The following is a 24,150-nucleotide window of genomic DNA, read 5'->3' as shown; positions in this document are numbered from 1 at the left end:
ATGAGCAAGGTCGGATGGATCGGACTGGGCGCGATGGGCGGCCCGATGGCGGTCGTGCTGGCCAACGCCGGGCATGAGGTCACGGCGTTCGACGTCGCCGACGGTCGGGCACAGTCACTGGCAGGTCCCGGCCTCACGCCGGCTGCCTCGGCCAAGGAGGCGGTGGCCGAGGCCGACGTCGTCGCCCTGATGGTGGCCACCCCCGCCCAGGCTGACGCCGTGCTCTTCGGCCCGGACGAACTCGCCGCGGCGCTCCGACCGGGCACCGTGGTCCTGCTGATGGCCACGGTCGGCCCGGCCGCCGTGGTGTCGCTGGCCGAACGGCTGGCACCGTTCGACGTCGATCTCGTGGACGCCCCGGTCTCCGGCGGCACCAAGCGCGCCGCCACCGGTGAGCTGCTGATGATGGTCAGCGGCTCCGAGCGGGCCCTCGCAGCGGTCCGGCCGCTGCTGGACGCGATGGCGAGCTCAGCGCCGGTGGTGGGCTCCGCCGTCGGCGATGGCCAGAAGGTCAAGCTGGTGAACCAGCTGCTCTGCGGCGTGCATATCGCCGCGGCGGGGGAGGCCCTGGCCTTCGCGGAGGCGCTCGGCCTGGACCCGAAGGAAACCTGGAAGGTGCTGCGCACCGGTGCCGCGGCGTCGTTCATGTTCGATGACCGCGGCTCCCGGATGGTAGACCCGGAGAATACCGAGGTCCGCAGCGCCCTGGACATCTTCGTCAAGGACATGGGCCTCGTGGTGGACGCTGCGCGGGACAGCACCTACCCGGCCCCGCTGGCCTCCGCCGCCGAACAGCTCTACCTCAGCGGCCGGCGCGCCGGCCTGGGCCGGCGGGACGACTCGTCCGTAATCGAGGTGCTGCGCGGGCGGTAGCACCCGCGGTTGCGGCTATAGGATTCCAAGTATGGCAATCAAGGATCAGGCCTCCCGCGGCGTCAGCAGGCAGGTCCTCGCCGACCATGTCTACGAGGCGCTGCTCATCGCGCTGATGGACGGCCGGCTCGAAGCCGGCACGCCGGTCAGCATCGACGGGATGGCCCGGGAGCTGGACGTCTCGCCGACGCCGGTCCGGGAGGCGCTGGCCCGGCTCGAGGCAACCGGGATGGTGCGCCGCACCGCCCTGCGCGGCTACCGGGTGGCGCCGCTGTTCACCGCGGCGGAGCTCGCGGACCTGATGGACGCGAGGCTGGTGATCGAGCCGGCCAACGCCTTCATGGCCTGCGGCCACGCCGACGCCGACCTCACCGACCAGCTGTCCCAGGCCATCGAGGACCTTAAGGCCGCGCCGCGGGGGCCCTCGTTCGCCGAGTTCCGCGCCTACTGGGAGGCCGATGAGCGGTTCCACCGCCTCATCGCCGAGCACGCCAACAACCAGTTCCTGCTCTCCGCGTACAACGCCCTCGGCGGGCAGGTGCAGCGGTTCCGCTTCTTCGGAGGCCTCGGGGTCACCGACGCGGACTTCGCGATCGCCGAACACACCGAAATCCTGCGCGCCTTCGAGGCCGGCGACGCCGACCTGGCCCGCCGGAAGATGATCGCCCACATCGAGGGCGTCAAGCAGCGCTCGCAGCACGACAGCGAAGTGCACGACAGCGAAGTGCGCAGCTAGGCCGGACGGCCCCTAACGGCCCTCCCCGGCACCCGCCGGAAGGTTCACGTGGCAGAAACCTCTTGACAGGGTCTCCGTGGCCGGTGAATCCTATAGGAAATGTGATTCAAGATTTGGAGTGACAATGTCGTACACCGCTGAAAACTGGCCCATCACCGCGGCCCTCCTGCAGTTCCCGGGGACCCGGCCCGACGGAACGTCGCTCCAGGACGCCCCCGCCTCCGACTGGCAGCAGGTGTTCGAGGAAGTCGCCGACGCCGGCTTTGCCAACGCCGACCTGACCGACAGCTGGGTGCGCCCCGGCGACCTCAGCCCGGCCCGGCTGGAAGAGTTCGCCGCCGCGGCCCGCGCCGCCGGGGTCGGCCTGCCGGCCATCTCCGCAATCCGCCGCAGCGTCATCGACGCCGCCAACTGGGAAGACAACCTGGCCTACACGCACCGCACCCTCGACGCCGCCGCGGCCCTTGGCTGCGAGGTCGTCTCGATCGGTCTGCACCAGGCGCTGACCCCGGCCCAGCGCGAACAGCTCTGGTTCTGGACCGTCGAGGGCCACAAGGACCCGGTGGGGGACAAGGAGACCTGGAACAAGGCCGTCACCCGCATCCGCGAGGTCGGCCGGCACGCCGCCGAACTCGGGCTGCTCGTCTCCCTCGAAATGTACGAGGACACCTACCTCGGCACCGCCGACTCTTCGGTGCAGTTGGTCCAGGACATCGATCTGCCCAACGTCGGCCTCAACCCGGACATCGGCAACCTGGTCCGCCTGCACCGTCCCATCGAGGACTGGCGCGAGATGGTCCACAAGACGCTGCCCTACGCCAACTACTGGCACGTCAAGAACTACTTCCGCGACGAAAACCGGGCGAAGAACCAGTTCGTCGCCATGCCGGCGCCGATGGAGGCCGGCCTGATCAACTACCGCGAAGCTTTCCAGTTCGCGATCTCGGTCGGATTCCAGGGCATCATCTGCACCGAGCACTACGGCGGCGACGGCCTCAGCGTCACCGCCGCCAACCAGGACTACCTGCGCCGCCAGGTCCTGCCCAAGCGCGAGGGCTACGCCCTCGGCACCTCCCTGGTGGCCCAGGGGCGGCAGCAGCCCGCGGCCGTTTCCGCCGTCTAGGGCCGCGGCGCCCCGTCCGTCCAACCGCCCCAACCGGTTCAACGAGGAATCATGACCAAGATATTTGACGATCCCGCACGCTTCGCCGACGACGCCCTCGACGGCTTCGCCGCCGCCCACCGCCAGTACGTGGCCCGGGTCGACGGCGGCGTGGTCCGCTCCACCGAGACCCCGGCCGGCCAGGTCGCCCTGGTGATCGGCGGCGGCTCCGGCCACTACCCGGCCTTCGCCGGCCTCGTCGGCGCCGGTCTGGCCGCCGGCAGCGCCTGCGGCAACATGTTCGCGTCCCCTTCCGCCGGCCAGGTCTACCGCGTGGTGAAGGCCGCGGAAACCGGCGGAGGAGTGCTGCTCAGCTACGGCAATTACGCCGGCGACGTGCTCCACTTCGGCCAGGCGCAGGAGCGGCTCAACGCCGAGGGCATCGAGACCCGGACCGTGCTGGTGACCGATGACATCGCCAGCGCCCCGCTGGAGGAAATCACCAAGCGCCGTGGCATCGCCGGGGACCTTACCGTCTTCAAGGTCGCCGGTGCCGCAGCCGAGGCGGGCCTGGATCTCGACGCGGTGGAACGGCTGGCCATCAAGGCCAACCACCACACCCGGTCCCTCGGCGTCGCCTTCGCCGGCTGCACCCTGCCCGGCGCCGCGGAACCGCTGTTCACGGTGCCCGAGGGCATGATGTCGGTCGGCCTGGGCATCCACGGCGAGCCGGGCATCTCCGAACAGCCCCTGCCGACCGCCAGCGAGCTGGCCACCCTGCTGGTGGACGGGCTGCTCAAGGACAAGCCGGACGCCGCCGGCTCCCGGGTGGTGCCGATCCTCAACGGCCTGGGCACCGTCAAGTACGACGAACTGTTCCTCCTGTTCGGCAAGATCGAGGCCCTGCTGACCGCGGCCGGCCTGGAGATCGTGGAACCCGAATGCGGCGAGCTCGTCACCAGCCTGGACATGTCCGGGCTGTCCCTGACGCTCTTCTGGCTGGACGAGGAACTGGAACAATTCTGGTCCGCCCCCGCCGACACCCCGGCCTTCCGCAAGGGCAACCTCGCCCCGCGCCGGGCCCGGTCCGTCGCTGTCCAGGCCGGTGCCGGGACGGCGACGTCGTTCACGGCCACCGCCGCGTCGGCCGCGCTGGCCGGCACCGCCGTCCAGGCGCTCAAGGTCGCGCAGTCCGCCGTCGTCGAACACGAGGAAGCCCTTGGCAAGCTCGATGCCATTGCCGGGGACGGCGACCACGGCATCGGCATGCGCCGCGGCGTGGACGCCGCCGTCGCCGCGGCAGAACAGTCGCACGCCGCCGGAGCCGGGCTGGAGGAAGTCCTCGCGGCCGCCGGCGAGCAGTGGGCCGAACGCGCCGGCGGCACCTCGGGAGCGCTCTGGGGCGCCGCGGTCACCGCCGTCGGCCGGGCCCTGGGCAGCAAGGACACCTACACCGAGTCGGACGCGGCCGCCGCCGTCGACGCGCTCCGGGACGCGATCCTCACCCTCGGCAAGGCCGAAGCGGGGGACAAGACCATGGTGGACGCGCTGCTGCCGTTCGCCGACGTCTTCAACCGGGGCATCGACGACGGCGACGGCCTGGTCCGCAGCCTGCGGACCGCCGCCGACGCGGCCGCCCGGGCCGCCGACGCGACGGCCGGGCTCAGCCCCAAAAAAGGCCGCGCCCGCCCCCTGGCCGAAAAGAGCCTGGGCCACCCCGATCCCGGGGCCGTGTCGTTCGGCCTGATCGCGGACCGGGTCGCCGAGTACGCAGCCTCGATCGAACGCAGTTGAAGGAGCACCCCATGACAGAACCCACAGAAACCACGGCACCCGCCGCCGAGGCCCGCCAGGGCTGGCGGATCGTCGTCGGCAACGACGAAGCCGGCGTCGAATACAAGAACGCCCTGCTCGCCCTCCTTGAAGCCGACCCCCGGGTCGCCTCCGTCGAGGACGTGGGAGTCGGCGCCGACGACACCACCGCGTACCCGCACCTGGCCGTCGCCGCGGCCCGCAAGGTCGCCGCCGGCGAGGCCGACCGCGCCCTGCTGATCTGCGGCACCGGACTGGGGGTTGCCATCTCGGCCAACAAGGTGCCCGGCATCCGCGCCGTCACCGCCCACGACAGCTACTCCGTGGAGCGGTCCGTCCTGTCCAACAACGCGCAGGTGCTCACCATGGGCCAGCGCGTGATCGGCCTGGAACTGGCCAAGAAACTGGTCAGCGAATGGCTGGACCACCGCTTCGATGACACCTCCGCATCCGCGGCCAAGGTGGACGCAATCCACTCCTATGAAGGAGCTTCGGAAGGATCGGAAAGCAAATGAGCACTCGTAACATCGCCGTCGTCGGCTCCGGCTACATGGGCGGCGGCATCGCCCAGGTCCTGGCCCTGGCCGGCGCCCGTGTCGCACTCGCGGACGTTTCCGCCGAGATCGCCCAGAGCAACTACGAACGCCTCCTGAAGGAATCCGACGAGTTCGTCGCGGCCGGGCTGTTCCCCGCGGGCTCCACCGAGAAGCTCAAGGAGAACCTCTGGGCCGCGAAAGACATCGAGGAAGCGGTCGCCGGCGCCGACTACATCGAGGAAGCGGTGCCCGAGGTCCTCGAGATCAAGCACGCCACCCTCCGCCGGATCAGCGCCGCCGCACGCCCGGACGCCATCATCGGGTCCAACACCTCCACGATCTCCATCGCGAAGCTGGCCGAAGCCGTGGCCAACCCGGAGCGGTTCCTCGGCGTGCACTTCTCCAACCCGGCACCGTTCATCCCCGGCGTGGAGGTCATCCCGCACGAGGGCACCTCCGAGGCCACCGTTGAGACGGCCCGCGCGATCGTGGGGGAGACCGGCAAGGAAACCGCCACCGTCAAGGACGTCACCGGCTTTGTGCTCAACCGGCTGCAGTACGCGCTCTTCCACGAGGCCGCGCAGGTGGTCGAGGAGGGCATCGCGACCGCCGAGGACGTGGACACCATGGTCCGCACCACCTTCGGCTTCCGCCTGCCGTTCTTCGGCCCGTTCGCGATCGCGGACATGGCCGGGCTCGACGTCTACGCCTTCTGCTACAAGTCCCTCCAGACCGGGTTCCCGGAGCGCTTCGCCACCCCGCAGATCCTGCAGGAAAAGGTCGACGCCGGCCAGCTCGGCACCAAGACCGGCTCCGGTTTCCTCAACGTCCCGGCCGAGCGGACCGCCGAACTGGTCGCGTACCGGAACAAGGCCTACGTCGCCATGCAGAAACTCCTCGAGGAACTCGGCCCCGCGCCCCTCGCCTGAGCTTCCTGCACGCACCGAACACTTCCCAAGGAGACTTCCATGACCACCTTCCCCGCAGAGCGCACCGCGATTGTCACCGGTGCCGTCTCCGAGCGCGGCATCGGCCGGGCCACCGCGGCCTACCTCGCCGAGCGCGGCTGGAACATCGGCGTCATCGACCTCGATGACGCCGCCAGCAAGGCCCTGGCCAAGGAGCTCGCCGAAAGGCACGGCATCAAGGCCCACGGCGCCGGCGCCAACGTCGGCGACGAGGCCTCGGTCCGCGCCGCGATCGACGAGATCGAGGCCGAACTGCCGCAGCTCGTGGCCCTGGCCAACGTCGCCGGCGTCAGCTCCCCGGTGCCCTACCTCGAGCTCGACGCCGCCGAATGGGACCGGGTGCTCAACATCAACATGAACGGCGTGCACTACGCGACCCGCCGGGCCGCCGAATCGATGGTGAAGAACCGGCTGGGCCGGATCGTGAACATCTCCTCGGTCTCCGCCCAGCGCGGCGGCGGCACGTTCAGCAAGACTCCGTACTCCGTTGCGAAGGCCGGCGTGATCGGCCTGACCCGCGCCACGGCCCGTGAACTGGGCGAGTACGACATCACCGTCAACGCCATCTCCCCGGGCCCGATCGACACCGACATCATGGGCGGCACCCTCAGCGAGGAACGCAAGGATGAACTGGTCAAGGACCTGGTCGTGAACCGGGTGGGCAGCACGCGCGACATCGCGGCCGCGATCCACTTCCTGATCGGCGAGGACGCAGGCTACATCTCCGGGCAGACGCTCAACGTCGACGGCGGCCTGTACATGCACTGACCCGGCGACCGGAGCCCCCGGGCACCGGAAACCACCAAGACCGCAGGCCGCCGGCCCGCGGGGGAACCACCCCACCTCATCACTCGAAGGAGAGTGCTGTGTCCGTAACTACCGCAACATCCAAGGAACTTCTGGGCCGCCCGGTCTTGAAGTCCGCGATTTCCAAGGCGGCCCGCCGGCTGATGCCGATGCTGGTCATTCTGTACATCGTCTCGTTCCTGGACCGGACCAATGTCGGCTTCGCCGAAGCGGCCCTGGGCGCGGACAAAGGCGTCTCCGCCGCGGCCTTCGCCCTTGGCGCCGGCATCTTCTTCATCGGCTACGCGATCTTCGAAATCCCCAGCAACCTGCTGCTGAAGAAGGTCGGGGCCAAGGTCTGGCTCGCCCGGATCGCGATCACCTGGGGCATCGTCTCCGCCTGCTTCGCATTCGTGCAGGGTGAAACCTCGTTCGTGATCCTGCGCTTCCTCCTCGGCGTGACCGAGGCCGGGCTCTTCCCGGGCGTGATCATGTACCTCGCCGAGTGGTTCCCGAATAAGGTCCGCGTGCAGATGTTTGCCATCTTCTACCTGGCCCAGCCGTTCTCCCAGATGATCGGCAACCCGCTCTCCGGCTGGCTGATCAACATCGGCGACCAGGTGCCGGGCGTCCGCGGCTGGCAGGTGATGTTCTTCGTCGAGGGCATGCTCGCCGTCGTCGCCGGCATCGCGGCCTTCTTCTTCCTGATCAACGGTCCGGACAAGGCCAAGTTCCTCAGCAGCGAGGAGAAGTACGCGCTCAAGGAAGTCATGGCCCTGGAGGACAACATCAAGGACGAGACCGGCCCCCGCGGCATCCTCGCCGCGATGCGCAACGGCCGGGTCTGGTACTTCACCGCCATCTACTTCTGCCTGCAGATCGCCGTCTACGGCGTCACCTTCTTCCTCCCGCAGCAGGTCTCCTCGCTGACCGGGCAGAAGGTGGGCCTCGCCGTCGGCCTGCTGATCGCCGTGCCGTGGTTCTTCGGCATCTTCTCCTGCTACTTCATCGGCAAGGCAGCCAACACGGTGGCCAAACGGCGCAAGTTCGGCACGATCCTGTTCATCTCCACCGGCCTGTGCATCTTTGGTTCGGCCTGGGCCGGAACCAACCACCAGCCGGTCCTGGGCATGATCTTCATTACCCTGGCCGTCTGCAGCTTCCTGGCCGTGGGCCCGGTGGTGTGGTCCTACCCGACGGCGTTCCTGGCCGGTTCCGCCGCGGCCGCCGGCATCGGCCTGATCAACTCGCTCGGCAACCTGGGCGGCTTCGTCGCTCCGATCCTGCGCACCGCGGTCAACGAGGCGACGCATTCGCCGACCGGGTCGATGGGCGTCTACGCCCTGGGTGTGCTGCCGTTCGTGGCGGCGGCGATGATGTTCGCCACCAAGCGGTTCAAGAACAAGGCCGACGAGCTGCTCGACTAGAACCAGCCGACGTCCCGCCCCCTCCGAGGAGATCCATGAACCGCACCTCCGGCACCAGCGCCGAACCCCTGTACATCGGTGTCAGCACCAAGATGTACCTGGGCTACCAACAAAGCCTGCGCTGGCTGTCGGAGGTGCGCGCCGTGGTGGACGCCCGGCCCGCCCTGGGCCGGGACATCCGGGTGTTCGTCATCCCCTCCTTCCCGGTTCTGGCGGCGGCGGGGGAGATCCTGGCCGGCTCGCCGGTCCTCCTCGGGGCACAGAACTGCGCCTGGGGGGACGGGCCGCTGACCGGGGAGGTCAGCCCGGGCATGCTGGCCGAGCTCGGCGTCTCGCTGGTGGAGATCGGCCACGCGGAACGCCGGGCGCTTTTCAGCGAGGACGACGGCGTCGTGGCCCGCAAGGTGCGCGCCGCCGTCGACGCCGGGCTCACACCGCTGCTGTGCATCGGCGAACAGGCCCGGACCGGCCCGGAGGAGGCGGCCGCCGTCTGCCTCGCCCAGGTGCGGGCCGCGGTGGCCGGCGACGAGGCGATGGTCCGGCGCCTCGTCGTGGCCTACGAACCGGTCTGGGCCATCGGCGCGGACCGGCCCGCCGCGCCGGACTACGTCAATGAGGTGGCGGCACTGATCCGCGGGGGCCTCGGCGCCGCTTGTCCCGTCATCTACGGCGGCAGCGCCGGCCCCGGCCTGTTGCCGCAACTTCCCGCCGTCGACGGCCTGTTCCTGGGCCGTTTCGCCCACGACGCCGGCAACCTCGGCCGGGTGCTCGACGAGGCGCTTCAGACCCTGGCGCCGGAAAGCAGCTCCTCGAGCCGCTCGTAGCCCTCGCTGACGCCGGACTCCATCCCGGACTGCGCCATGCCGTCGCGTGCCTCCATGCTGGGGTACACCGCATGCGCGGACAGCCGGGTGCGGCCGCCACCGAGGTCCGTGAAGGTCATGAATTCGATACTGACCACGTCCGGGTAGCCGTCGAACTCAAAGGTCTGGATGGCGAAGTCGTTCTCCCGGACCGTGTGGAAGATCCCGCTGAACACGTGCGGGACACTGTCCGGGCCGGTGTGCGTGTAGCTGTAGCTGCCGCCGGTGCGGAAGTCATAGTGGTCCACATCCATGTGCATCCCGCGCGGGCCGAGCCACTGCACGATGAGGCCGGGGTCCTTGTGGGCGCGGAAGACGTCCGCGACGGGGAAATCGAAGTCCCGTTCGAAGTCGATGAAGGGCAAACCTTCCGGGACGGTGAGTTTCAGGGCGTTGCTCATGATGAGTCCTTTGCCTGCGTGCCGCGTGCTGCGGCCGGTGATTGGAGCACGGCGTCGAGGCTGCGGAACTGCCCCTCGCGGACCAGCCGGTACTGGTCGATCCATGCGGTGAGAGCCTCCAGCCGTGCGGGGTCCAGGTGGACGGGCCGGCGCTGGGCGTCGCGCGTGCGCGTCACCAGCCCCGCCTGCTCGAGGACCTGGATGTGCTTCGAGACCGCCTGCTTGGTGATCGCGAAGGGTTCCGCCAGTTCGTTGACCGTGGCCGGGCCCCGGCTGAGCCGGGCGATGATCCGGCGGCGGATAGGATCGGCCAGCGCCAGGAAGGCGGAGTCGAGCTGTTCGTCGTCGTGGACCACGGTACTTCTACCTTCTTTTTGTCAACCTAAAAGTTGATAAACCTTTCGGTTGTTTAACCGTACGCCGCTGGTTCTTTGTTCGGCAAGGGGCCTAGCTTCGTCGAAGTATGCCGGACGGGTCCGCCACGGTGAACTCTCGGTGAACGTCCGCCCACGGGGGCGGAAAAGCCGGCATTTGGCCCCGGCGGGATGGAAATACTGGAATGCATGACAACCTTTACTCGTCGTCAAGTACTACGCTCCGCGGGGGTTGCCGCCGTCGCGGGAGCCCTGGCCTCGCCCGCGCCCGCCGGCGCCTTCGCGGCCCCCGCCGCCGGGCCGTTCGGTCATGGCGTCGCCTCGGGGGATCCGATGCCCGGCAGTGTGCTGCTGTGGACCCGCGTCACGCCCACGCCGGACGCGCTGCCCGGCAGCGGAACCGGCCCCGACGTGTCAGTGGGCTGGGAGGTCGCCGTTGACTCCGGTTTCAAGAAGATCGTCGCCCGGGGAACTGCCGGCACCGGTCCGGCCAGGGACCACACCGTCAAAGTGATTGCCGACCGGCTTACCCCCGGCACCAGCTACTGGTACCGCTTCACGCTGGGCGCTGCCGTTTCGCCGGTCGGCCGCACGCGGACGGCGCCGGCCGCCGGCGCCCCGGTTGACCGGCTGAAGTTCGGCGTGGTGTCCTGCGCCAACTGGCAGGCTGGCTATTTCTCGTCGTACCGCCATCTGGCCGCCCGCGGCGACCTCGACGCCGTCCTGCACCTGGGCGACTACCTTTACGAATACGGCCCCGGGGAATACCAGGCCCGCGACGTCGTGGTCCGTCCCCACGACCCGGCCGTCGAGATGACGCAGCTGGCGCACTACCGCCGCCGCCACGCCCAGTACAAGACCGACCCCGACCTCCAGGCCCTGCACGCGGCCGCGCCGTTCATTGTGACCTGGGACGACCATGAGTCGGCCAACGACGCCTGGAAGGGAGGGGCCGAAAACCACACCCCGGGCGTCGAGGGTACCTGGAGCGAGCGCTTCACCGCCGCGCACCGGGCCTACGCCGAGTGGATGCCGGTCCGCTACGAGCCGGGCGGGACGATCTATCGCCGCCTGGACTTCGGAACCCTGGCCAGCCTGTCCATGCTGGACCTGCGCACCTACCGCGACCAGCAGGCCGCCAACGGGGCGGATTCTGCCATCAGCAGCCCGACCCGGACGATCACCGGCGCCGCCCAGATGGACTGGCTGCTGGGCAACCTCACCTCGACGGGACCGCAGTGGAAACTCGTCGGCAACCCCGTCATGATCGCGCCCGTCCGCGTCCCCTCCACCCTGAGCGCTGCGGAGCTGGCCGGGGTGCAAAAACTGATGGGTGGAACGAGCATCAGCGGCGTGCCGTACAACGTGGACCAATGGGATGGCTACGAGGCCGACCGCAACCGGGTGGTCCGCCACCTGCGGGACAACAGCATCAAGGACACGGTGTTCCTCACCGGTGACATCCACTCCGGCTGGGCCTGCGACGTCCCGGCGGACCCGGCCACCTACCCGGCGACGGGGGACTCGGTGGCCGCGGAACTGGTCTGCACCTCCGTCACGAGCGACAACCTCGACGACATCCTCAACGTTCCGCCGCGGACCGGGTCCGTCGGCGTCGAGAACGCGATCAAGGCCGCCAACCCGCACGTGAAATACCTGGACTTTGACTCGCACGGCTACTCCGTCCTCGACGTCACGCCTGCCGGTGTCCGGATGGACTGGTACGTCCTCGCCGAGCGCACCGACGCCGGCTCCGGATCGACACTCACCACATCCTTCAACGTCCAAACCACCACGGGCAAGGTCACGCCCGCCCAGGGAGGCATCGCATGAGCCGTTCAACCAACCACCAGCCGACGCCGGGCCGCCGGCAGTTCCTGCAGCTCGTGGCCGCGGGAGGCGCCGCCGTCGTGCTGTCCGCTGCCCCGGGTGCCGCCTGGGCGGCCCCCGCGGCGGGACGCACCCGCAGCTACGTCCTCGTCGTGGACGGTTGCCGCCCCGACGAAATCACCCCGGCCCTGACGCCGCGCCTGGCCTCCCTGCGGGCTGCCGGCACCAATTTCCCGGCCGCGCGCTCGCTGCCCGTGATGGAGACCATCCCCAACCACGTCATGATGATGACCGGTGTCCGTCCGGATCGCTCCGGGGTTCCGGCCAACGCCATCTTCGATCGGTCCGAAGGCGTGGTCCGGGACCTCGACCGTCCCACGGACCTGCATTTCCCCACCCTGCTGGAGCGGTTGCAGGAACAGGGGCTCACCACCGGCTCCGTGCTGAGCAAGAAGTACCTCTACGGCATCTTCGGCACCCGGGCCAGCTACCGGTGGGAACCCCAGCCCCTGCTGCCGGTCACCGGGCACGCGCCCGACGCCGCCACCATGGACGCGCTACTTGCCATGGTGGACGGACCCGATCCCGATTTCGTCTTCACCAACCTGGGCGACATCGACCGCGTGGGGCACTCGGACCTGACCGGAACCACGCTGCGGGCCGCGCGCGAAACGGCCCTCGCGGACACCGACGTTCAGGTGGGACGCTTCATCGACCACCTCAAGGACACCGGAAAGTGGGATTCCAGCGTGGTGATGGTGCTGGCTGACCATTCGATGGATTGGTCCCTGCCGAGCAATGTCATTTCCATTGACCTGATCCTGCAGGCCCGTCCGGAGCTGCAGTCCAACGTCAAAATCGCCCAGAACGGCGGCGCCGACCTGCTGTACTGGACCGGCTCGGACGCCGACCGCGCCGCGGGGCTGGCCGCCGTCGAACAGCTGGTTGCGGCGCACCAGGGCGTCCTGTCGGTCAACCGGCCCGCAGACCTGCGCCTGGGGGCGGAAGCCGGCGACCTCGTGGCGTACTGCCGTGCGGGCTGGCGTTTCTCGGACCCCTACGTGGCCTCGAACCCCATCCCGGGGAACCACGGGCACCCGGCCACAGAGCCGATTCCGTTCTTCGTTTCCGGCGGGAGCCCGGCTGTGGTCAAGCAGTCGGTCTCCTCGGAGCCGGCGCGGACCGCCGACGTCGCGCCCACCATCGGTCGGCTCTACGGTCTCAAGGCCCCCGCCGGAGGCTACGACGGCACGGCTCGGACCGCCGCCCTGACCGTTTAGTACCACCCCGGGACCGGGTCACCCGGTCCCGGGGTCGAAGGCGCCGGAGCCAGCCCCCACGCTGCCTCCGGCGCCTTCCTGCGTCCGAGGCCCGCGATCAGACCCCGGCGTGCAGCCGGGGGAGAGCCTCCACCAGGATCGCCAGCTCCGGCACCTCGCGGGCCTGATCCAGGGCGCGCTCCAAGGCGGCGTCGTGCGCCGGCCGGGTCTGCTCCAGCAAAGTAATGCCGCTGGGCGTCAGTTCGGTGTAGATCCCGCGGCGGTCGTCCGCGCAGAGGATCCGGGTCAGCAGACCGCGGTCCTCGAGCCGGTTCACCAGGCGCGTGGTGGCGCTCGGGCTCAGTGCCGTGGCCCGGGCGAGCTGCTGCATCCGCATATGCCAGCCGTCCTGACGGCCCAGGGCGTCAAGCACGGTGTATTCCACCACCGACAGCTGAGCCTCGGCCTGCAGTGAGCGCTCCAGCTCCGCCTCAATGAGTCCGTGCAGTGCCGCGAGGGTCCGCCAGCCTTGCGCCCGGACCTCGACGGCGTCGTCCTTGATGCCCATCTGTGTGCTTCCTTTCAACTCCGGCGTGCGCCGCCGATCCTGCCCACTGGCGGCGCCCAGAAATAGTTGCTTGCGCGGCATAGTTGCGTGTGCAACAATAAATACCGCGTCTGCAACTAATAGCTTACGACGCACCCATCCCCTCGTACAGTTCAAAAGGAGTTTCTCCATGCCTATCGGGCTGATCGCACTCGCCCTCGGCGGGTTCGGCATCGGACTCACCGAGTTCGTCATCATGGGCCTGCTGCCGCAGGTGGCCGCCGACTTCCACGTCACTGAAGCCACCGCGGGCTGGCTGATCTCCGGCTACGCCCTCGCCGTCGTCGTGGGGGCGTTGTTCTTGACCGCCGCCGTCACGCGCTTTGAACGCAAGCCGGTGCTGGCCGTGCTGATGCTGCTGTTCATCGCCGGCAACCTCGTCTCCGCGACCGCGCCGGATTACGGCCTGATGTTGGTGGGCCGGATCATCGCCGCCCTTTCCCACGGAGCGTTCTTCGGAATCGGTGCCGTGGTCGCCGCCGGCATGGTGGCACCTACCAAGAAGGCCGGGGCCATCGCCATCATGTTCACCGGGCTGACGGCTGCGAACGTCCTGGGCGTCCCCTTCGGCACCATGCTCGGCCAGGCCGCCGGCTGGCGCTCCACTTTCTGGGCCATCACCGGCATCGGCGTGCTGGCCCTCGCGGGCATCCTGGCCCTGGTGCCGAAGACCGGCCCGGGCGAGGCGGCTGCAGGCGGCCTGCGCGGTGAACTCCGGGCGTTCCGCTCGGGACAGGTCTGGCTCTCGATCGCCGTGACCGTCCTCGGCTACGGCGGCATGTTCGGCGCCTTTACCTACATCGCGTTCACCCTGACCGAGGTCACCGGCTTCTCCGCGGCCACCGTGCCGTGGCTGCTGATCCTCTTCGGCGTCGGCCTCTTCATCGGCAACACGGTCGGCGGCAAGGCCGCGGACCGGGACGTGGACCGCACCCTGCTGGTGGTGCTGGCCGCCCTGGTGGTAGTCCTGGTGGTCTTCGCGCTCACCTCGGCAAACCAGCCGATGACCATCGCCTCGATGGTGCTGCTGGGCGGGTTCGGCTTCGCCACCGTGCCGGGGCTGCAGATGCGGGTGATGAAGTACGCCGACGGCGCCCCCACCCTGGCGTCAGGTGCCAACATCGGTGCGTTCAACGTCGGCAATGCCCTCGGGGCTTGGACCGGCGGAGTGACGATTACCGCCGGGCTGGGCTACACCTCACCCATCTGGGCGGGCGCCGGGATCACCCTGCTGGGGCTGGCCGTGATGGCCCTGGCAGCAGGCGCCGCCCGGAAGGCAGCGCCGGCCGACGGCGGCGCACCGGCCCGGGCGGTTGTTGTGGAAACGTCGGCCGGGGAGTCTGCCCCGGAGCCAGTGGCTGCCGGCCGTGGCTAAGCCCGGCCAGCGCCGTTCCGGCAGACCTCCACGAAGGCCCGGAACGGCGCTTGCCGTTCCCCGGCGGGCAGCTCCAGGGCCTCCGGATGCCACTGGACCGACGTCACCCAGCGCCGCGGGTCCTCGAGGGCCTCGACCGTCCCGTCCTCTGCCACCGCGGTGACCACGAGTCCGTCGGCCACGCGGGCCACGGCCTGGTGGTGGCCGGAGGCGATCTTGACCGTCAGCGGCCCGGACGCCCCATACAGGGCAGCCACCTTGGAACCGCCGTCGATCCCCACCTCGTGCCACGCCCAGGGCCCGGCACCGTTCAGCGGGGCGGGCTCCCGGTGCGGCACGGACCCGAAGTCCAGGTCCTGGACCAGGGTTCCGCCGTACAGCACATTCAGCAGCTGATGCCCCGGCAGATCCCCAGCACCGGGACGCCGGCGGCGATGGCCTGCCGGGCCACGTCAAGGTCGAGGGAGTCCTGGTCGCGGTTGACGTCGTAGCAGGCGGACCCGGGCTCCTCCCCATACAGGCGGGGATCCAAGTCCCCGCCCCCGGGAAGGACGACGCCGTCGAGCTCGCCGGGTTCCTCTGCCGCGGTCAGCAGCACCGGGTCGCCGCCGCCGTCGCGCACCAGGGCGACGATGTAATCGAACAGCGCATTGGCCTCGCCAACCCGCGGATCGGGGTCCGAGTAGGAGGTGAGCCGGACCGGAATGCCGATGCGGGGGCGCGCGCCGCAGGGGCCAGCGGGATTCTGCATGCTTCATTCTGCATCACCGCCGCGGCGCGACCGCATCATGACGCCGCGCCGGGCAGGGCTAGGATTGCCGGATGAACAGCAAGTACCTCGTGTCCCGCAGCCGCTTCATCGCCGCCGCCCCGGAAGCCATCTTCGAGGTGCTGGCCACGCCGACGCTGCACAGCGTAATAGACGGCTCGGACACCGTGAAGGGAGCCCAGCCTCGCGGGCCCGAGCGGCTCAGCCTCGGCGCGAAGTTCGGCATGGAGATGAACATCAAGCTGGACTACAAGATCCTCAACACGGTCTGCGAGTTCGAGGAAGGCCGGCGGATCGCGTGGCGCCACTTCGGCGGCCACGTCTGGCGCTATGTGCTGAACCCGGTGACCGACGACGCCGGGACCCCGGGCACCTTGGTCACGGAGCAGTGGGACGCCCGGCATGTACCGGCCAGGATCCTGCTCCGCTGGGCCGGCTATCTCCGCCGCCACCCCGCCAGCATCGAACAAACCCTTGCCAAGCTGGACGCCTACCTGACCTCGGCGGAGGGCACTGCGCCCGGTGCCGCCCTGGATCCCCAGCACTAGGACCGTCGGATGAGCGCCGCCCGCAGCCTGCACCCGAGCCCGCGCACGCTGGAGGTCGAGAGCCTCGACGCCTTCGACCGGCTGGTCGCGGCCGGCGCCCGGAGCATGCACGGCTGGCACCTGCAGTCCCTGGACCTGCGCGGCCGGGGCGAACCGCTCGAAGCACTCGACGCGCAGGGCGCCATCTTCCTGGGCTGCAGCTTCGATGACGGCGTCGAGGAATCACTGCGCAGCCGCGGCGCCCTGATCTTCCCCAAGCTGGAGGCGGTGCCCTTCAACCCCTACCGCGGCCAGCTCTACACCCCGCAGGAGCTGTACGCCGGCGTCGAGCACAACCGCTATGAGGACACCCTGGACGCCCGGGTGTACCAGTGGAGCATCCGGCCCGGCCAGCGGCACCGCCTGGACGCCACGCTCGCCGCCGCGCTGCACGACCATTCGATCGGCGACGCCCTGGAGGAGCTGACGCGCTCCGAACTGTGCCGCGGCCGGACCATGGTGGGGGTGATGGGCGGGCACGCCGCGAGCCGCGGCTCGGCCGGCTTCACCGGGGCGGCGCAGCTGGGCCGCATGCTGGCCCGCAGCGGCCGGGTGGTCGCTACCGGCGGAGGTCCCGGCACCATGGAGGCGGCCAACCTCGGCGCCTACCTCAGCAACGCCGCCGAAGCGGACTTCGACCGGGCGCTGGCCAGCCTCGCCGCCGTGCCCGGGTTCCGGCCCTCGGTCTCGGCCTGGGCACGGACCGCGGCCGCCGTCGTCGACCGCCACCCGGACGGCACCCCGTCCCTGGGCATTCCCACCTGGTTCTACGGCCACGAGCCGCCGAACTATTTCGCCACGCACATCGCCAAATACTTCGCCAACGCCATCCGTGAGGCGATCCTGCTGGAGCTGTGCAACGGCGGTGTGATCTTCCTGCCGGGCTCCGGCGGCACCGTGCAGGAGATCTTCCAGGACGCCTGCGAAAACTATTACGGGGCGCCGGAGACCATCACCCCCATGGTGCTGGTGGGCGCCGAGCACTGGCTGCGCCGATTCCCGGCCTGGCCGCTGCTGCAGAGCCTCGCCTCGGGCCGGCGGATGGAGCAGCGGATCTTCCTGGTCGACAGCGTCGAGGAGGCCCTCGCCGTCCTCGACCGCTAGGCGCGGCCGGAGCCCGGCGCGCCCGGCAGCGTTCGGAACCCGGCGTGCCCGGCAGCGCGCGGCGCGGCGTGCCCGACGGCGCGGCGGGGCTCAGAGGTCCTTGCGGCAGGGGGCGCGGCCCAGCTCGTGCAGGCCGGTCAGGTCACCGGCGGCCAGCCCGTCGGGTGCGCCGATCTCGGGATACATCAGCTGGGTCGGGTCGTCGACGTGTTCGAGGCCCATCACGTGGCCGAGCTCGTGCAGGATCACGGCGGTGGCGTACGCCGAACCGTCGCCGCGGCGCAGTTCGTCGGTGATCTGGGGCGCGTCCAGCTCCAGGCTGCCGGTGACGAAGCTCTTGGGCCCGTCGCCGAAGCTGAAGTGCGTGCTGCCACCGGTGCCGATCACGGCGCCCTTGAGCTGCGGCGCCTGTTCGGGGGTGGTCCACGCGATCAGCAGCGGCGCCCAGCGCTCGCCGTAGCGCTCCTTCTGGTAGGGCGCGCGGGACGGGGAGGGATTCTCGGTCGTGGAGCCGTCGTTGACGAACTTGATCCCGGTTGCCTCGGACACGGTCCTGATCGCGTTTTCCGCCAGCTGCCCGGCGCCCTCCGGGGCGAGCGACGCGTTGACCACGTAGTGCAGCGGCCGGCAGGGGGAGTAGCCCACGGGGGTGCCGTCGGCGTTGGCGGCCAGGAATTTATAGGAGGCGCTGGACGACGGCGGCGGCGCCGGGTGTCCGAGCGGCTGGTCCTGCTCCTCGTAACCCGGCGGCGGAACGGCCATCTGTGAGCCGTCCTCCGGAACTCCGGCCTGCCGACCCACCGGACTGGCCGTCGGATGGGCGGCCGGCGCGGCGGGCTGGGCGCGGGCGCCGTCGTTGAATTCGAACAACCCGACGAAACGGGGATCCCCGTAGACCAGGCCGGCGGCGAGGAACGCGGAACACCCGATCAGGACCACGGCGGCCAGGTCGCGGACCACCCGGGCCGACCCGCGGGCGCGGCTGTGCCGCGGCCCGCGCGGCCTCAACCCGGGATCGTCCACTAGGCGACCACCGCGCCGAAGGCCATGCCAAGGAGGTACGTGACGGCGGCCGCGCCGATGCCGATGCCCAGCTGGCGGAACGCGCGGCTTGCGGGGGAGGTGCCGGAGAGCAGCCCGACGACGCCGCCGGTGAGCAGCAGTGCGATGCCCACCAGGGCAGCCGATACCACCAGGGCGGCAATGCCGGTCATGCCGAGCAGGAACGGAATGATCGGCACGATGGCGCCGGAGGCGAAGAAGCAAAAGCTCGACGCCGCCGCGCTCCAGGCCGTGCCAACGGCCTCGTGCTGGTCCTCGGCCTCGGGCAGCTCCGGGCGGAGGGACAGGCTGGGATCGCAGTCGCAGTCCCGCAGGCCCATCCGTTCCGCGACGCGGTGCTCGGCCGCCTCCCGGGACATCCCGCGGGCCAGGTACACCAGCAGCAGCTCGTTGTGTTCGATGTCGAGTGACGGGGCCGCGGCCAGGGTCACCTGGGTGGGCCGGGTTGCGGCGAGGAGTTCGCGCTGGGAGCGAACGGAGATGAATTCGCCGGCGCCCATGGACAAGGCCCCGGCCAGCAGCCCGGCGACGCCGCTGAGCAGGACCACGGAGCTGCCGACGCCGGACGCCGCCATGCCCATGACCAGCGACAGGTTGCTGACCAGGCCGTCGTTGGCGCCGAAGACCGCGGCGCGGAAGCTGCCGGCGAGCCGGTTGCGGCCGCGGGTCGCCAGGCCGCGGACCACTTCCTCATGGATCTGCTCGTCGGCGACCATCGCGGGGGTGGCATGTGGATCGGTGGCGTAGGGGGAGCGGCTTTCGGCGCGCTGGGCGAGCGCCAGGACAAACACCGAGCCGAAGTGCCGGGCCAGGAAGCCCAGGAACTGGCTCCGCAGCGACGCCGGCCGCGGTTTGCCGGCCTGGCCGCCGAGCAGCTGCAGCCAGTGCGCCTCGTGGCGCCGTTCCGCCTCGGCCAGGGCCAGCAGGATCTCGCGTTCTTCGCCGCTGCGGTTCTGCGCGAGGTCACGGTACACGGCGGCCTCGGCCCGTTCATCGGCGAGGTATTGGCGCCAGCGCTTGATGTCCGCGGCGCTCGCCGGCGACGCCGCCCCCGGTCCGGGCGCGGCGGAGGGCACGGGCCGGGGACCGGGCACGGCGGAGGGCACGGTGCGGTCGGGTCCGGACTGGTTGTGGTCAGATGGCGCGTGCTGGGACACGGAAAGCTCCTGGGTTGACGGGGCATGGTTCGGCCCCATTGCCACCCCAGCCTACCCCGGATTTCCGCGGATTTTCGGCCGGTAATCCTCAGCGGAAAGTTTCGGCGCACCGTAAAGTAAGCGACCTTAGCATCCCCCGCGGTGCGGCTTCCGGACCCTTGACCGCCACCGCCCGCGGTGTTCGAATAAAGGCCTGGGCGGGTTCAACGGCAGGCCCGCCCGGCCGCTTCCGGGACCGCCCTGCGGCACCCGCGGCGGTCCGCACGCCACTGCCGCCGCCCCACCGCACGGAGGTTGCACCATGGACACCACCGGACCACATTCCGCCCAGCCGGCCAGGGATTCCGTTGAGTCGGATCCCGCCTACGACTTTGCCGAGGACGCCCCGGTGGGGGACGCCGAAACCGTCGACGAGGAACTGCTGGAGGAAGCCGACCGGCTCGTGCCCCTGGACGCGGAAGATTTCCTGGGCGACGAGCAGCCCATCGAGCCCGCCGACGCGGACGAATTCCGGGCCCCGGAGGACGAGGAGTAAACGGCGGCGGTGCGCCGGGCGCTCCGGCAGCCGCAGACACGACGACGGCGGCGCCTCCCCGCGGAGGGAAGCGCCGCCGTCGTCGTGTCCGGAACTGTTGCCGGCCCCGCCGGGCAGCCGCGGCTGCCCGCGCTGCCCGGCCGGCGTCGTCCTGCTAGTGGCTGAGCGCCGGTGCCTTGTCCTCCTCGGCAACTGCGCCGCCGGCGACACGTTCCTGCCAGTGCCGCATGACGGCCGGATCCGTGGGCTTGGTCAGCAGCGAAACTGCCAGGTAGACCACGGCGGAAGCCAGCAGGCCGTAGTAAATGGGTTCGTTGGCGTAGATGCCGTCCAGCGGCACCTCGGCGTTGACCTCCAGCACAATCATGGTGCCGAGGGTGATCACCGAGCCGACCGCCATGGAGGCTGCCGCTGCCGCTCCGGTCCCGCGCTTCCACACCAGGCCGCCGAGGATCGCGACGAGCAGTCCGCCCACCAGGATGTCGTAGGCGATGGTGAGGGCGGCGACGACATCCTTGGTGATGATCGCGATCACGATCGCCACGATCCCCAGGCCCAGGACCCAGAGGCGGTTGGCCCGGACGTCGTGTTCCGGGTTGTCCGTGTCATCGGTGCTGATGTGCTTGCCGAACCAGCTGGCGACGAACGGCAGGACGTCGGCGCGGGCCACAGTCGCCGCGGCGATCAGGGCGCCGGAGGCGGTGGACATCATGGCGGCAACGGCCGCGGCGAGGACCAGGCCGCCGATGCCGATCGGCAGCAGGTTCGTGGCGACCTCGGCGTAGACAACGTCCTTGCCGAGGGCCTTGACGTCGATGTCCGGCAGGGCCACCCGGGCGCCGAGGCCGATCATGGCGCCGGCGGCGCCGTAGAGGATGCAGTAAATGCCGGCCGTGGCCCCGCCCCAGCGGGCGACCGTGGGGGTCTTGGCAGTGATGACGCGCTGCCAGATGTCCTGGCCGATCAGCAGGCCAAGGGTGTAGACGACGAAGTAGGTGATGATCGTCTGGACGCCGATGCCGTCGATCTGGAAGAAGCTGTCCTCGACGCGGCTGCGGATTCCGTCAATGCCGCCGGCGGCGTTGAGCGTGAACGGCAGCATGAGCAGGAAGATGCCCACCGTCTTGATCACGAACTGGACCTGGTCGGCCAGGGTGATGGACCACATGCCGCCGATGGTCGAGTAGACCAGGACGATTGCGCCGCCGATGGCGATGGCCAGTGCGCGGTCCCAGCCGAAGAGGACCACAAAGATCGTGGCGTACGCGCTGGTGGACGTGGCGCAGAGCATCAGGGTGTACGCCAGCATGACGATGCCGGAGGTCTGGGTGGCGCGGCTTCCGTAGCGCAGGTTCAGCATCTGCGAGACGGTGTAGATCTTCAGCTTCTGGATGGTGCTGGCGAACAGCAGGCTCAGCAGCAGGACGCCCGCGCCTATGGCGACCACCAGCCACATCCCGGAGATGCCGAACTTGTAGCCCAGGCCGACGCCGCCGACGGTCGAGGCGCCGCCCAGGACGACGGCGGCCATGGTGCCGGTGTAAAGGAACGGGCCGAGCCGGCGTCCGGCTACGAGGAAGTCACTATTGGTCTTGGTGCGGGATTTACCCCACCATCCGAAGGCCAGCATGGCGATCAGATAGACCACCACGATGGCGATGTTGACGAAACTTGCGTCCATTGAATGCTCCTCGGAGCGGTTGGGCGGCGACGCCGCCGGACCGCAACATTGCGGCCGGTGATCGGCGATGCCAGACGGATTGGGGCTGACGGGGATTGGCGTCGGTGGCCGGACGCCGGGGCTGAAGACCGGAGCCTTCGGCCGGAGTCTGCGGCCGGACCCCGAATCATTGCCTCATAGGCAACACTTGTTGCCAAACAGTAAGGTGTGATCCCCACAACAGTCAAGGTGATTCGGCCCCGTGTCCCGGCGGGCCCTCCCGCGCCCCGGGGGGGCTAGGATTGGCTCCAGTACGGGGCCGGGCGGCCGGCCGTGAAAGGTTCCCAGATGAAAGCTCTTCCCGTTGAACCAAGCAACGTTCCCGTTGTTATTGGTTCCCGGATCCGTGCCGCCAGGCAATCGCAGCGGCTCACCATCGAGCAGGTAGCCGACGCCACCGGCCTGACCAAAGGGTTCCTTAGCCGGGTCGAACGGGACCTGACCTCGCCGTCCGTCAGCTCACTCGTGACCCTGTGCCAGGTCCTGTCCATCTCGATCGGGGACCTGTTTGCCGCTCCGGAAACCCATCTCACCCGGCAGGGCGAGGGGCCCCGGATCTCGCTCGGCGGCGAGGGCATCGTCGAACGCCTGCTGACGGCCCGCTCGGAACGCCGGGTCCAGATCATCCAGGCCGTGATCGAACCCCGGGGCCGTGGCGAATCCGAGCTCTACGCCGTGGACTGCGACGTCGACGTGCTGCACGTCGTCAAGGGCCGCATCCGCCTGGTGCTGACCAACGAGGAGTTCGAGCTGGAAACCGGCGACACCGTCACCTTCCCCGGCCGGGAGCCGCATACCTGGATCAACCCCGCCGACGAACCCGTCGAGGTCCTCTGGGTGCTGGTCCCCGCCGCCAGCCGCTAGGCTTCTGGTACCAAGCCTCAATCCTTCGGGGCTCCGGGCCTTCCCGCCCAGTTACTCCCGGCAGCGCCGCGGCCACCGCGCCAAGAAACCCGGATTGCCGCGGCCGGCCAGGTAGCCGGGCGGGTGCGTCCGCCCCTGGACCCCTCAGCGCCCGGGCCTTCCCGCCCAGTTACTCCCGGCAGCGCCGCGGCCACCGCGCCAAGAACCCCGGATTGCCGCGGAAGTCCTGCCGCGGCCGGCCAGGTAACCGGGCGGGAGCGTCCGCCCTGTGACCCTGCCCTAACGGGTCTGCCGCGGTCCCTTCGCCAGGACCGCCCGGATCTCCGCCAGGACGCGCTGCGGTTCGAACCAGATGTCCTCGGGCATGTAGTGGAGCGACGCGAAACCACTGAGGGTCGCGGCATTGTTCCGCTGGAGATCCCGACGAAGGTCTTTCCGGCTCGAGTGGAACGCAAAGCCGTCCACTTCGACGATCAAGAACCCTTCGAGCAGGAAGTCGACCCTGCCGATGCCGGGCAAAATGACCTGGGCGTCGTAGCCGAATCCGTTGGTCCTGAAGAGATGCTGGGCGTCCACTTCCACGATGGACTCGGCCCGCAGATCCAGTAGCCGCAGGGACTGCCGGGCAGTCCCGGACCGGTCGGCGGTGAGTTCTGCTTGCAACAGTTCCAGCGGGACGCCGAGCAGCCGCATGGCCGACGTCGCGATAGCGGTGGACGCCGGGGGAGCGAGGCAGCCCAGGGCATGCAGCACCACATCTTCGACGGCGGCCACGGGAAGCTCCGCGGGCCCCTCGAACCGCACCGTCCGGTGCCGGACGAAGCCGCGGCCGTGTCCGTGGTTGCACGCCAAGTGGTGCCGGGCGGGCGGATCCCGCAGCCACAAGCCGTAGTGATTGGCGGCGCTGGCACAGCTGACCCGGGCGTTGTGTTGCAGGGCAGCAAGGAACTCGGGCTTGCAGTCCGGCAAGGCAAAGACGCCCCGTCGCGGCTGGCGGGCAACCAGGGCAAGCCGGGCAACATCCCGGCGGCTGTAGCCTGCGGACAGGAACTGGCCGGTCCGGGCAATGCCGCCCAGCTGGGTCAGGTAAACGAGGGGATCCATAGGACAAGTGCAGGCAGCGGCCGCCCCGGCTGGAACCGGGAAACCCTGCTAACTGGACAACTTTGCGGCTCCGCGTTCGCCGGCCCCGGGCGTTCCCGCCCAGTTACTTGGCCTGGCACCCGTGCCCGGATGACTGAATTCCGCGGAAATGCAAGGGCCTGGCCGGGCGGCGGGGTCGGCAGCAGCGAGTAACCGGGGAGGAACGTCCGGCCTCGCGGAGAACCGGGCAGGCGGGGTGGCCGAAAAGACCCGGCCGCCGGCCGTGTACGCTCCCGCCCAGTTACTTCTCCGGCCAGCGT

23 protein-coding genes and 1 pseudogene are annotated in these 24,150 nt (G+C 69.8%); 16 read left to right on the top strand and 8 right to left on the bottom strand.

Features of this window, described 5'->3' with window-relative positions:
- The 9 genes from ASG71_RS10520 (at nucleotide 1) to ASG71_RS10480 (ending at nucleotide 9,064) form a co-directional block, all read left to right on the top strand.
- Nucleotides 1-873: an NAD(P)-dependent oxidoreductase gene (locus ASG71_RS10520; protein ID WP_056738980.1), complete on the top strand. Its 873-nt coding sequence runs from the start codon at nucleotides 1-3 to the stop codon at nucleotides 871-873.
- Nucleotides 874-904: 31 nt separating this feature from the next.
- Nucleotides 905-1,609 carry a GntR family transcriptional regulator gene (locus ASG71_RS10515; RefSeq protein ID WP_056738978.1) on the top strand — a complete coding sequence of 235 codons (705 nt, stop codon included), beginning with the start codon at nucleotides 905-907 and terminating at the stop codon, nucleotides 1,607-1,609.
- A 124-nt stretch (nucleotides 1,610-1,733) separates the two neighbouring features.
- Nucleotides 1,734-2,732 carry a sugar phosphate isomerase/epimerase family protein gene (locus ASG71_RS10510; protein WP_056738975.1) on the top strand — a complete coding sequence of 333 codons (999 nt, stop codon included), beginning with the start codon at nucleotides 1,734-1,736 and terminating at the stop codon, nucleotides 2,730-2,732.
- Nucleotides 2,733-2,783: 51 nt separating this feature from the next.
- Nucleotides 2,784-4,505 (top strand): dihydroxyacetone kinase family protein, encoded by a 1,722-nt coding sequence (locus ASG71_RS10505; RefSeq protein ID WP_056738973.1) that lies wholly within the window; start codon nucleotides 2,784-2,786, stop codon nucleotides 4,503-4,505.
- Between the two features lie 11 nt (nucleotides 4,506-4,516).
- A complete protein-coding gene (locus ASG71_RS10500) occupies nucleotides 4,517-5,038 on the top strand; it encodes a ribose-5-phosphate isomerase (protein ID WP_056738971.1) in 522 nt (173 codons plus the stop codon).
- Nucleotides 5,035-5,988: a 3-hydroxyacyl-CoA dehydrogenase family protein gene (locus ASG71_RS10495; RefSeq protein WP_056738969.1), complete on the top strand. Its 954-nt coding sequence runs from the start codon at nucleotides 5,035-5,037 to the stop codon at nucleotides 5,986-5,988. The genes ASG71_RS10500 and ASG71_RS10495 overlap by 4 nt, the downstream gene beginning before the upstream one ends.
- A gap of 39 nt (nucleotides 5,989-6,027) precedes the next feature.
- The gene (locus ASG71_RS10490) at nucleotides 6,028-6,795 is read left to right on the top strand and encodes an SDR family NAD(P)-dependent oxidoreductase (protein WP_056738967.1); all 768 of its coding nucleotides are present in this window, start codon (nucleotides 6,028-6,030) and stop codon (nucleotides 6,793-6,795) included.
- A 98-nt stretch (nucleotides 6,796-6,893) separates the two neighbouring features.
- A complete protein-coding gene (locus ASG71_RS10485) occupies nucleotides 6,894-8,240 on the top strand; it encodes an MFS transporter (RefSeq protein WP_056738964.1) in 1,347 nt (448 codons plus the stop codon).
- A 35-nt stretch (nucleotides 8,241-8,275) separates the two neighbouring features.
- Nucleotides 8,276-9,064, top strand: coding sequence for a triose-phosphate isomerase family protein (locus tag ASG71_RS10480; protein ID WP_056738962.1), 789 nt, complete (start codon nucleotides 8,276-8,278; stop codon nucleotides 9,062-9,064).
- Here the strand turns inward: ASG71_RS10480 and ASG71_RS10475 are convergent.
- The gene (locus tag ASG71_RS10475; RefSeq protein ID WP_056738960.1) at nucleotides 9,022-9,504 is read right to left on the bottom strand and encodes an SRPBCC family protein; all 483 of its coding nucleotides are present in this window, start codon (nucleotides 9,502-9,504) and stop codon (nucleotides 9,022-9,024) included. The two genes, ASG71_RS10480 and ASG71_RS10475, sit on opposite strands and share 43 nt — an antisense overlap.
- Nucleotides 9,501-9,860 (bottom strand): ArsR/SmtB family transcription factor, encoded by a 360-nt coding sequence (locus ASG71_RS10470; protein WP_056738958.1) that lies wholly within the window; start codon nucleotides 9,858-9,860, stop codon nucleotides 9,501-9,503. Before ASG71_RS10470 ends, ASG71_RS10475 begins: the two co-directional genes overlap by 4 nt.
- A gap of 207 nt (nucleotides 9,861-10,067) precedes the next feature.
- Here ASG71_RS10470 and ASG71_RS10465 point away from each other — a divergent pair, with 207 nt between their 5' ends.
- Nucleotides 10,068-11,711, top strand: coding sequence for an alkaline phosphatase D family protein (locus ASG71_RS10465; RefSeq protein WP_056738957.1), 1,644 nt, complete (start codon nucleotides 10,068-10,070; stop codon nucleotides 11,709-11,711).
- Complete coding sequence (locus ASG71_RS10460) at nucleotides 11,708-12,988, top strand: alkaline phosphatase family protein (RefSeq protein ID WP_056738955.1); 1,281 nt, start codon at nucleotides 11,708-11,710, stop codon at nucleotides 12,986-12,988. Before ASG71_RS10465 ends, ASG71_RS10460 begins: the two co-directional genes overlap by 4 nt.
- Nucleotides 12,989-13,085: 97 nt before the next feature.
- Here ASG71_RS10460 and ASG71_RS10455 read toward each other — a convergent pair whose 3' ends face one another.
- Nucleotides 13,086-13,535 carry a MarR family winged helix-turn-helix transcriptional regulator gene (locus tag ASG71_RS10455; RefSeq protein ID WP_056738954.1) on the bottom strand — a complete coding sequence of 150 codons (450 nt, stop codon included), beginning with the start codon at nucleotides 13,533-13,535 and terminating at the stop codon, nucleotides 13,086-13,088.
- A gap of 169 nt (nucleotides 13,536-13,704) precedes the next feature.
- On the opposite strand from ASG71_RS10455, the gene ASG71_RS10450 reads away from it, so the two are divergent.
- Entirely contained in the window at nucleotides 13,705-14,949 is a 1,245-nt protein-coding gene (locus ASG71_RS10450) for an MFS transporter (RefSeq protein ID WP_056738951.1), read from the top strand.
- On the opposite strand, the pseudogene ASG71_RS10445 reads toward ASG71_RS10450, so the two are convergent.
- Nucleotides 14,946-15,700 (bottom strand): annotated as a pseudogene (locus tag ASG71_RS10445) (gamma-glutamyl-gamma-aminobutyrate hydrolase family protein). The gene ASG71_RS10450 and the pseudogene ASG71_RS10445 sit on opposite strands and share 4 nt — an antisense overlap.
- Nucleotides 15,701-15,771: 71 nt before the next feature.
- On the opposite strand from ASG71_RS10445, the gene ASG71_RS10440 reads away from it, so the two are divergent.
- A complete protein-coding gene (locus tag ASG71_RS10440) occupies nucleotides 15,772-16,266 on the top strand; it encodes an SRPBCC family protein (protein ID WP_056738950.1) in 495 nt (164 codons plus the stop codon).
- Nucleotides 16,267-16,275: 9 nt separating this feature from the next.
- The gene (locus ASG71_RS10435; protein ID WP_056738947.1) at nucleotides 16,276-17,409 is read left to right on the top strand and encodes an LOG family protein; all 1,134 of its coding nucleotides are present in this window, start codon (nucleotides 16,276-16,278) and stop codon (nucleotides 17,407-17,409) included.
- Between the two features lie 90 nt (nucleotides 17,410-17,499).
- Here the strand turns inward: ASG71_RS10435 and ASG71_RS10430 are convergent, their stop codons facing one another.
- Nucleotides 17,500-18,417, bottom strand: coding sequence for a matrixin family metalloprotease (locus tag ASG71_RS10430; RefSeq protein WP_235564045.1), 918 nt, complete (start codon nucleotides 18,415-18,417; stop codon nucleotides 17,500-17,502).
- 14 nt (nucleotides 18,418-18,431) lie between these two features.
- Nucleotides 18,432-19,628 (bottom strand): VIT1/CCC1 transporter family protein, encoded by a 1,197-nt coding sequence (locus tag ASG71_RS10425; RefSeq protein ID WP_056738943.1) that lies wholly within the window; start codon nucleotides 19,626-19,628, stop codon nucleotides 18,432-18,434.
- 301 nt (nucleotides 19,629-19,929) lie between these two features.
- Here ASG71_RS10425 and ASG71_RS10420 point away from each other — a divergent pair, with 301 nt between their 5' ends.
- Nucleotides 19,930-20,163 (top strand): hypothetical protein, encoded by a 234-nt coding sequence (locus ASG71_RS10420; RefSeq protein WP_056738941.1) that lies wholly within the window; start codon nucleotides 19,930-19,932, stop codon nucleotides 20,161-20,163.
- A gap of 154 nt (nucleotides 20,164-20,317) precedes the next feature.
- Here the strand turns inward: ASG71_RS10420 and ASG71_RS10415 are convergent, their stop codons facing one another.
- Entirely contained in the window at nucleotides 20,318-21,844 is a 1,527-nt protein-coding gene (locus ASG71_RS10415; protein WP_056738939.1) for a sodium:solute symporter, read from the bottom strand.
- 327 nt (nucleotides 21,845-22,171) lie between these two features.
- Here ASG71_RS10415 and ASG71_RS10410 point away from each other — a divergent pair, with 327 nt between their 5' ends.
- Nucleotides 22,172-22,747: a helix-turn-helix domain-containing protein gene (locus tag ASG71_RS10410; protein ID WP_056739926.1), complete on the top strand. Its 576-nt coding sequence runs from the start codon at nucleotides 22,172-22,174 to the stop codon at nucleotides 22,745-22,747.
- 279 nt (nucleotides 22,748-23,026) lie between these two features.
- Here the strand turns inward: ASG71_RS10410 and ASG71_RS10405 are convergent, their stop codons facing one another.
- Nucleotides 23,027-23,851: a DUF559 domain-containing protein gene (locus tag ASG71_RS10405; protein WP_056738937.1), complete on the bottom strand. Its 825-nt coding sequence runs from the start codon at nucleotides 23,849-23,851 to the stop codon at nucleotides 23,027-23,029.
- Nucleotides 23,852-24,150 lie beyond the last annotated feature (299 nt).

This window comes from Arthrobacter sp. Soil763 (genome assembly GCF_001428365.1).
In the GTDB taxonomy this organism is placed as follows: domain Bacteria; phylum Actinomycetota; class Actinomycetes; order Actinomycetales; family Micrococcaceae; genus Arthrobacter.
Note: the sequence above shows the minus strand (reverse complement) of the source record. Positions and strands in the feature narration are given on the sequence as shown.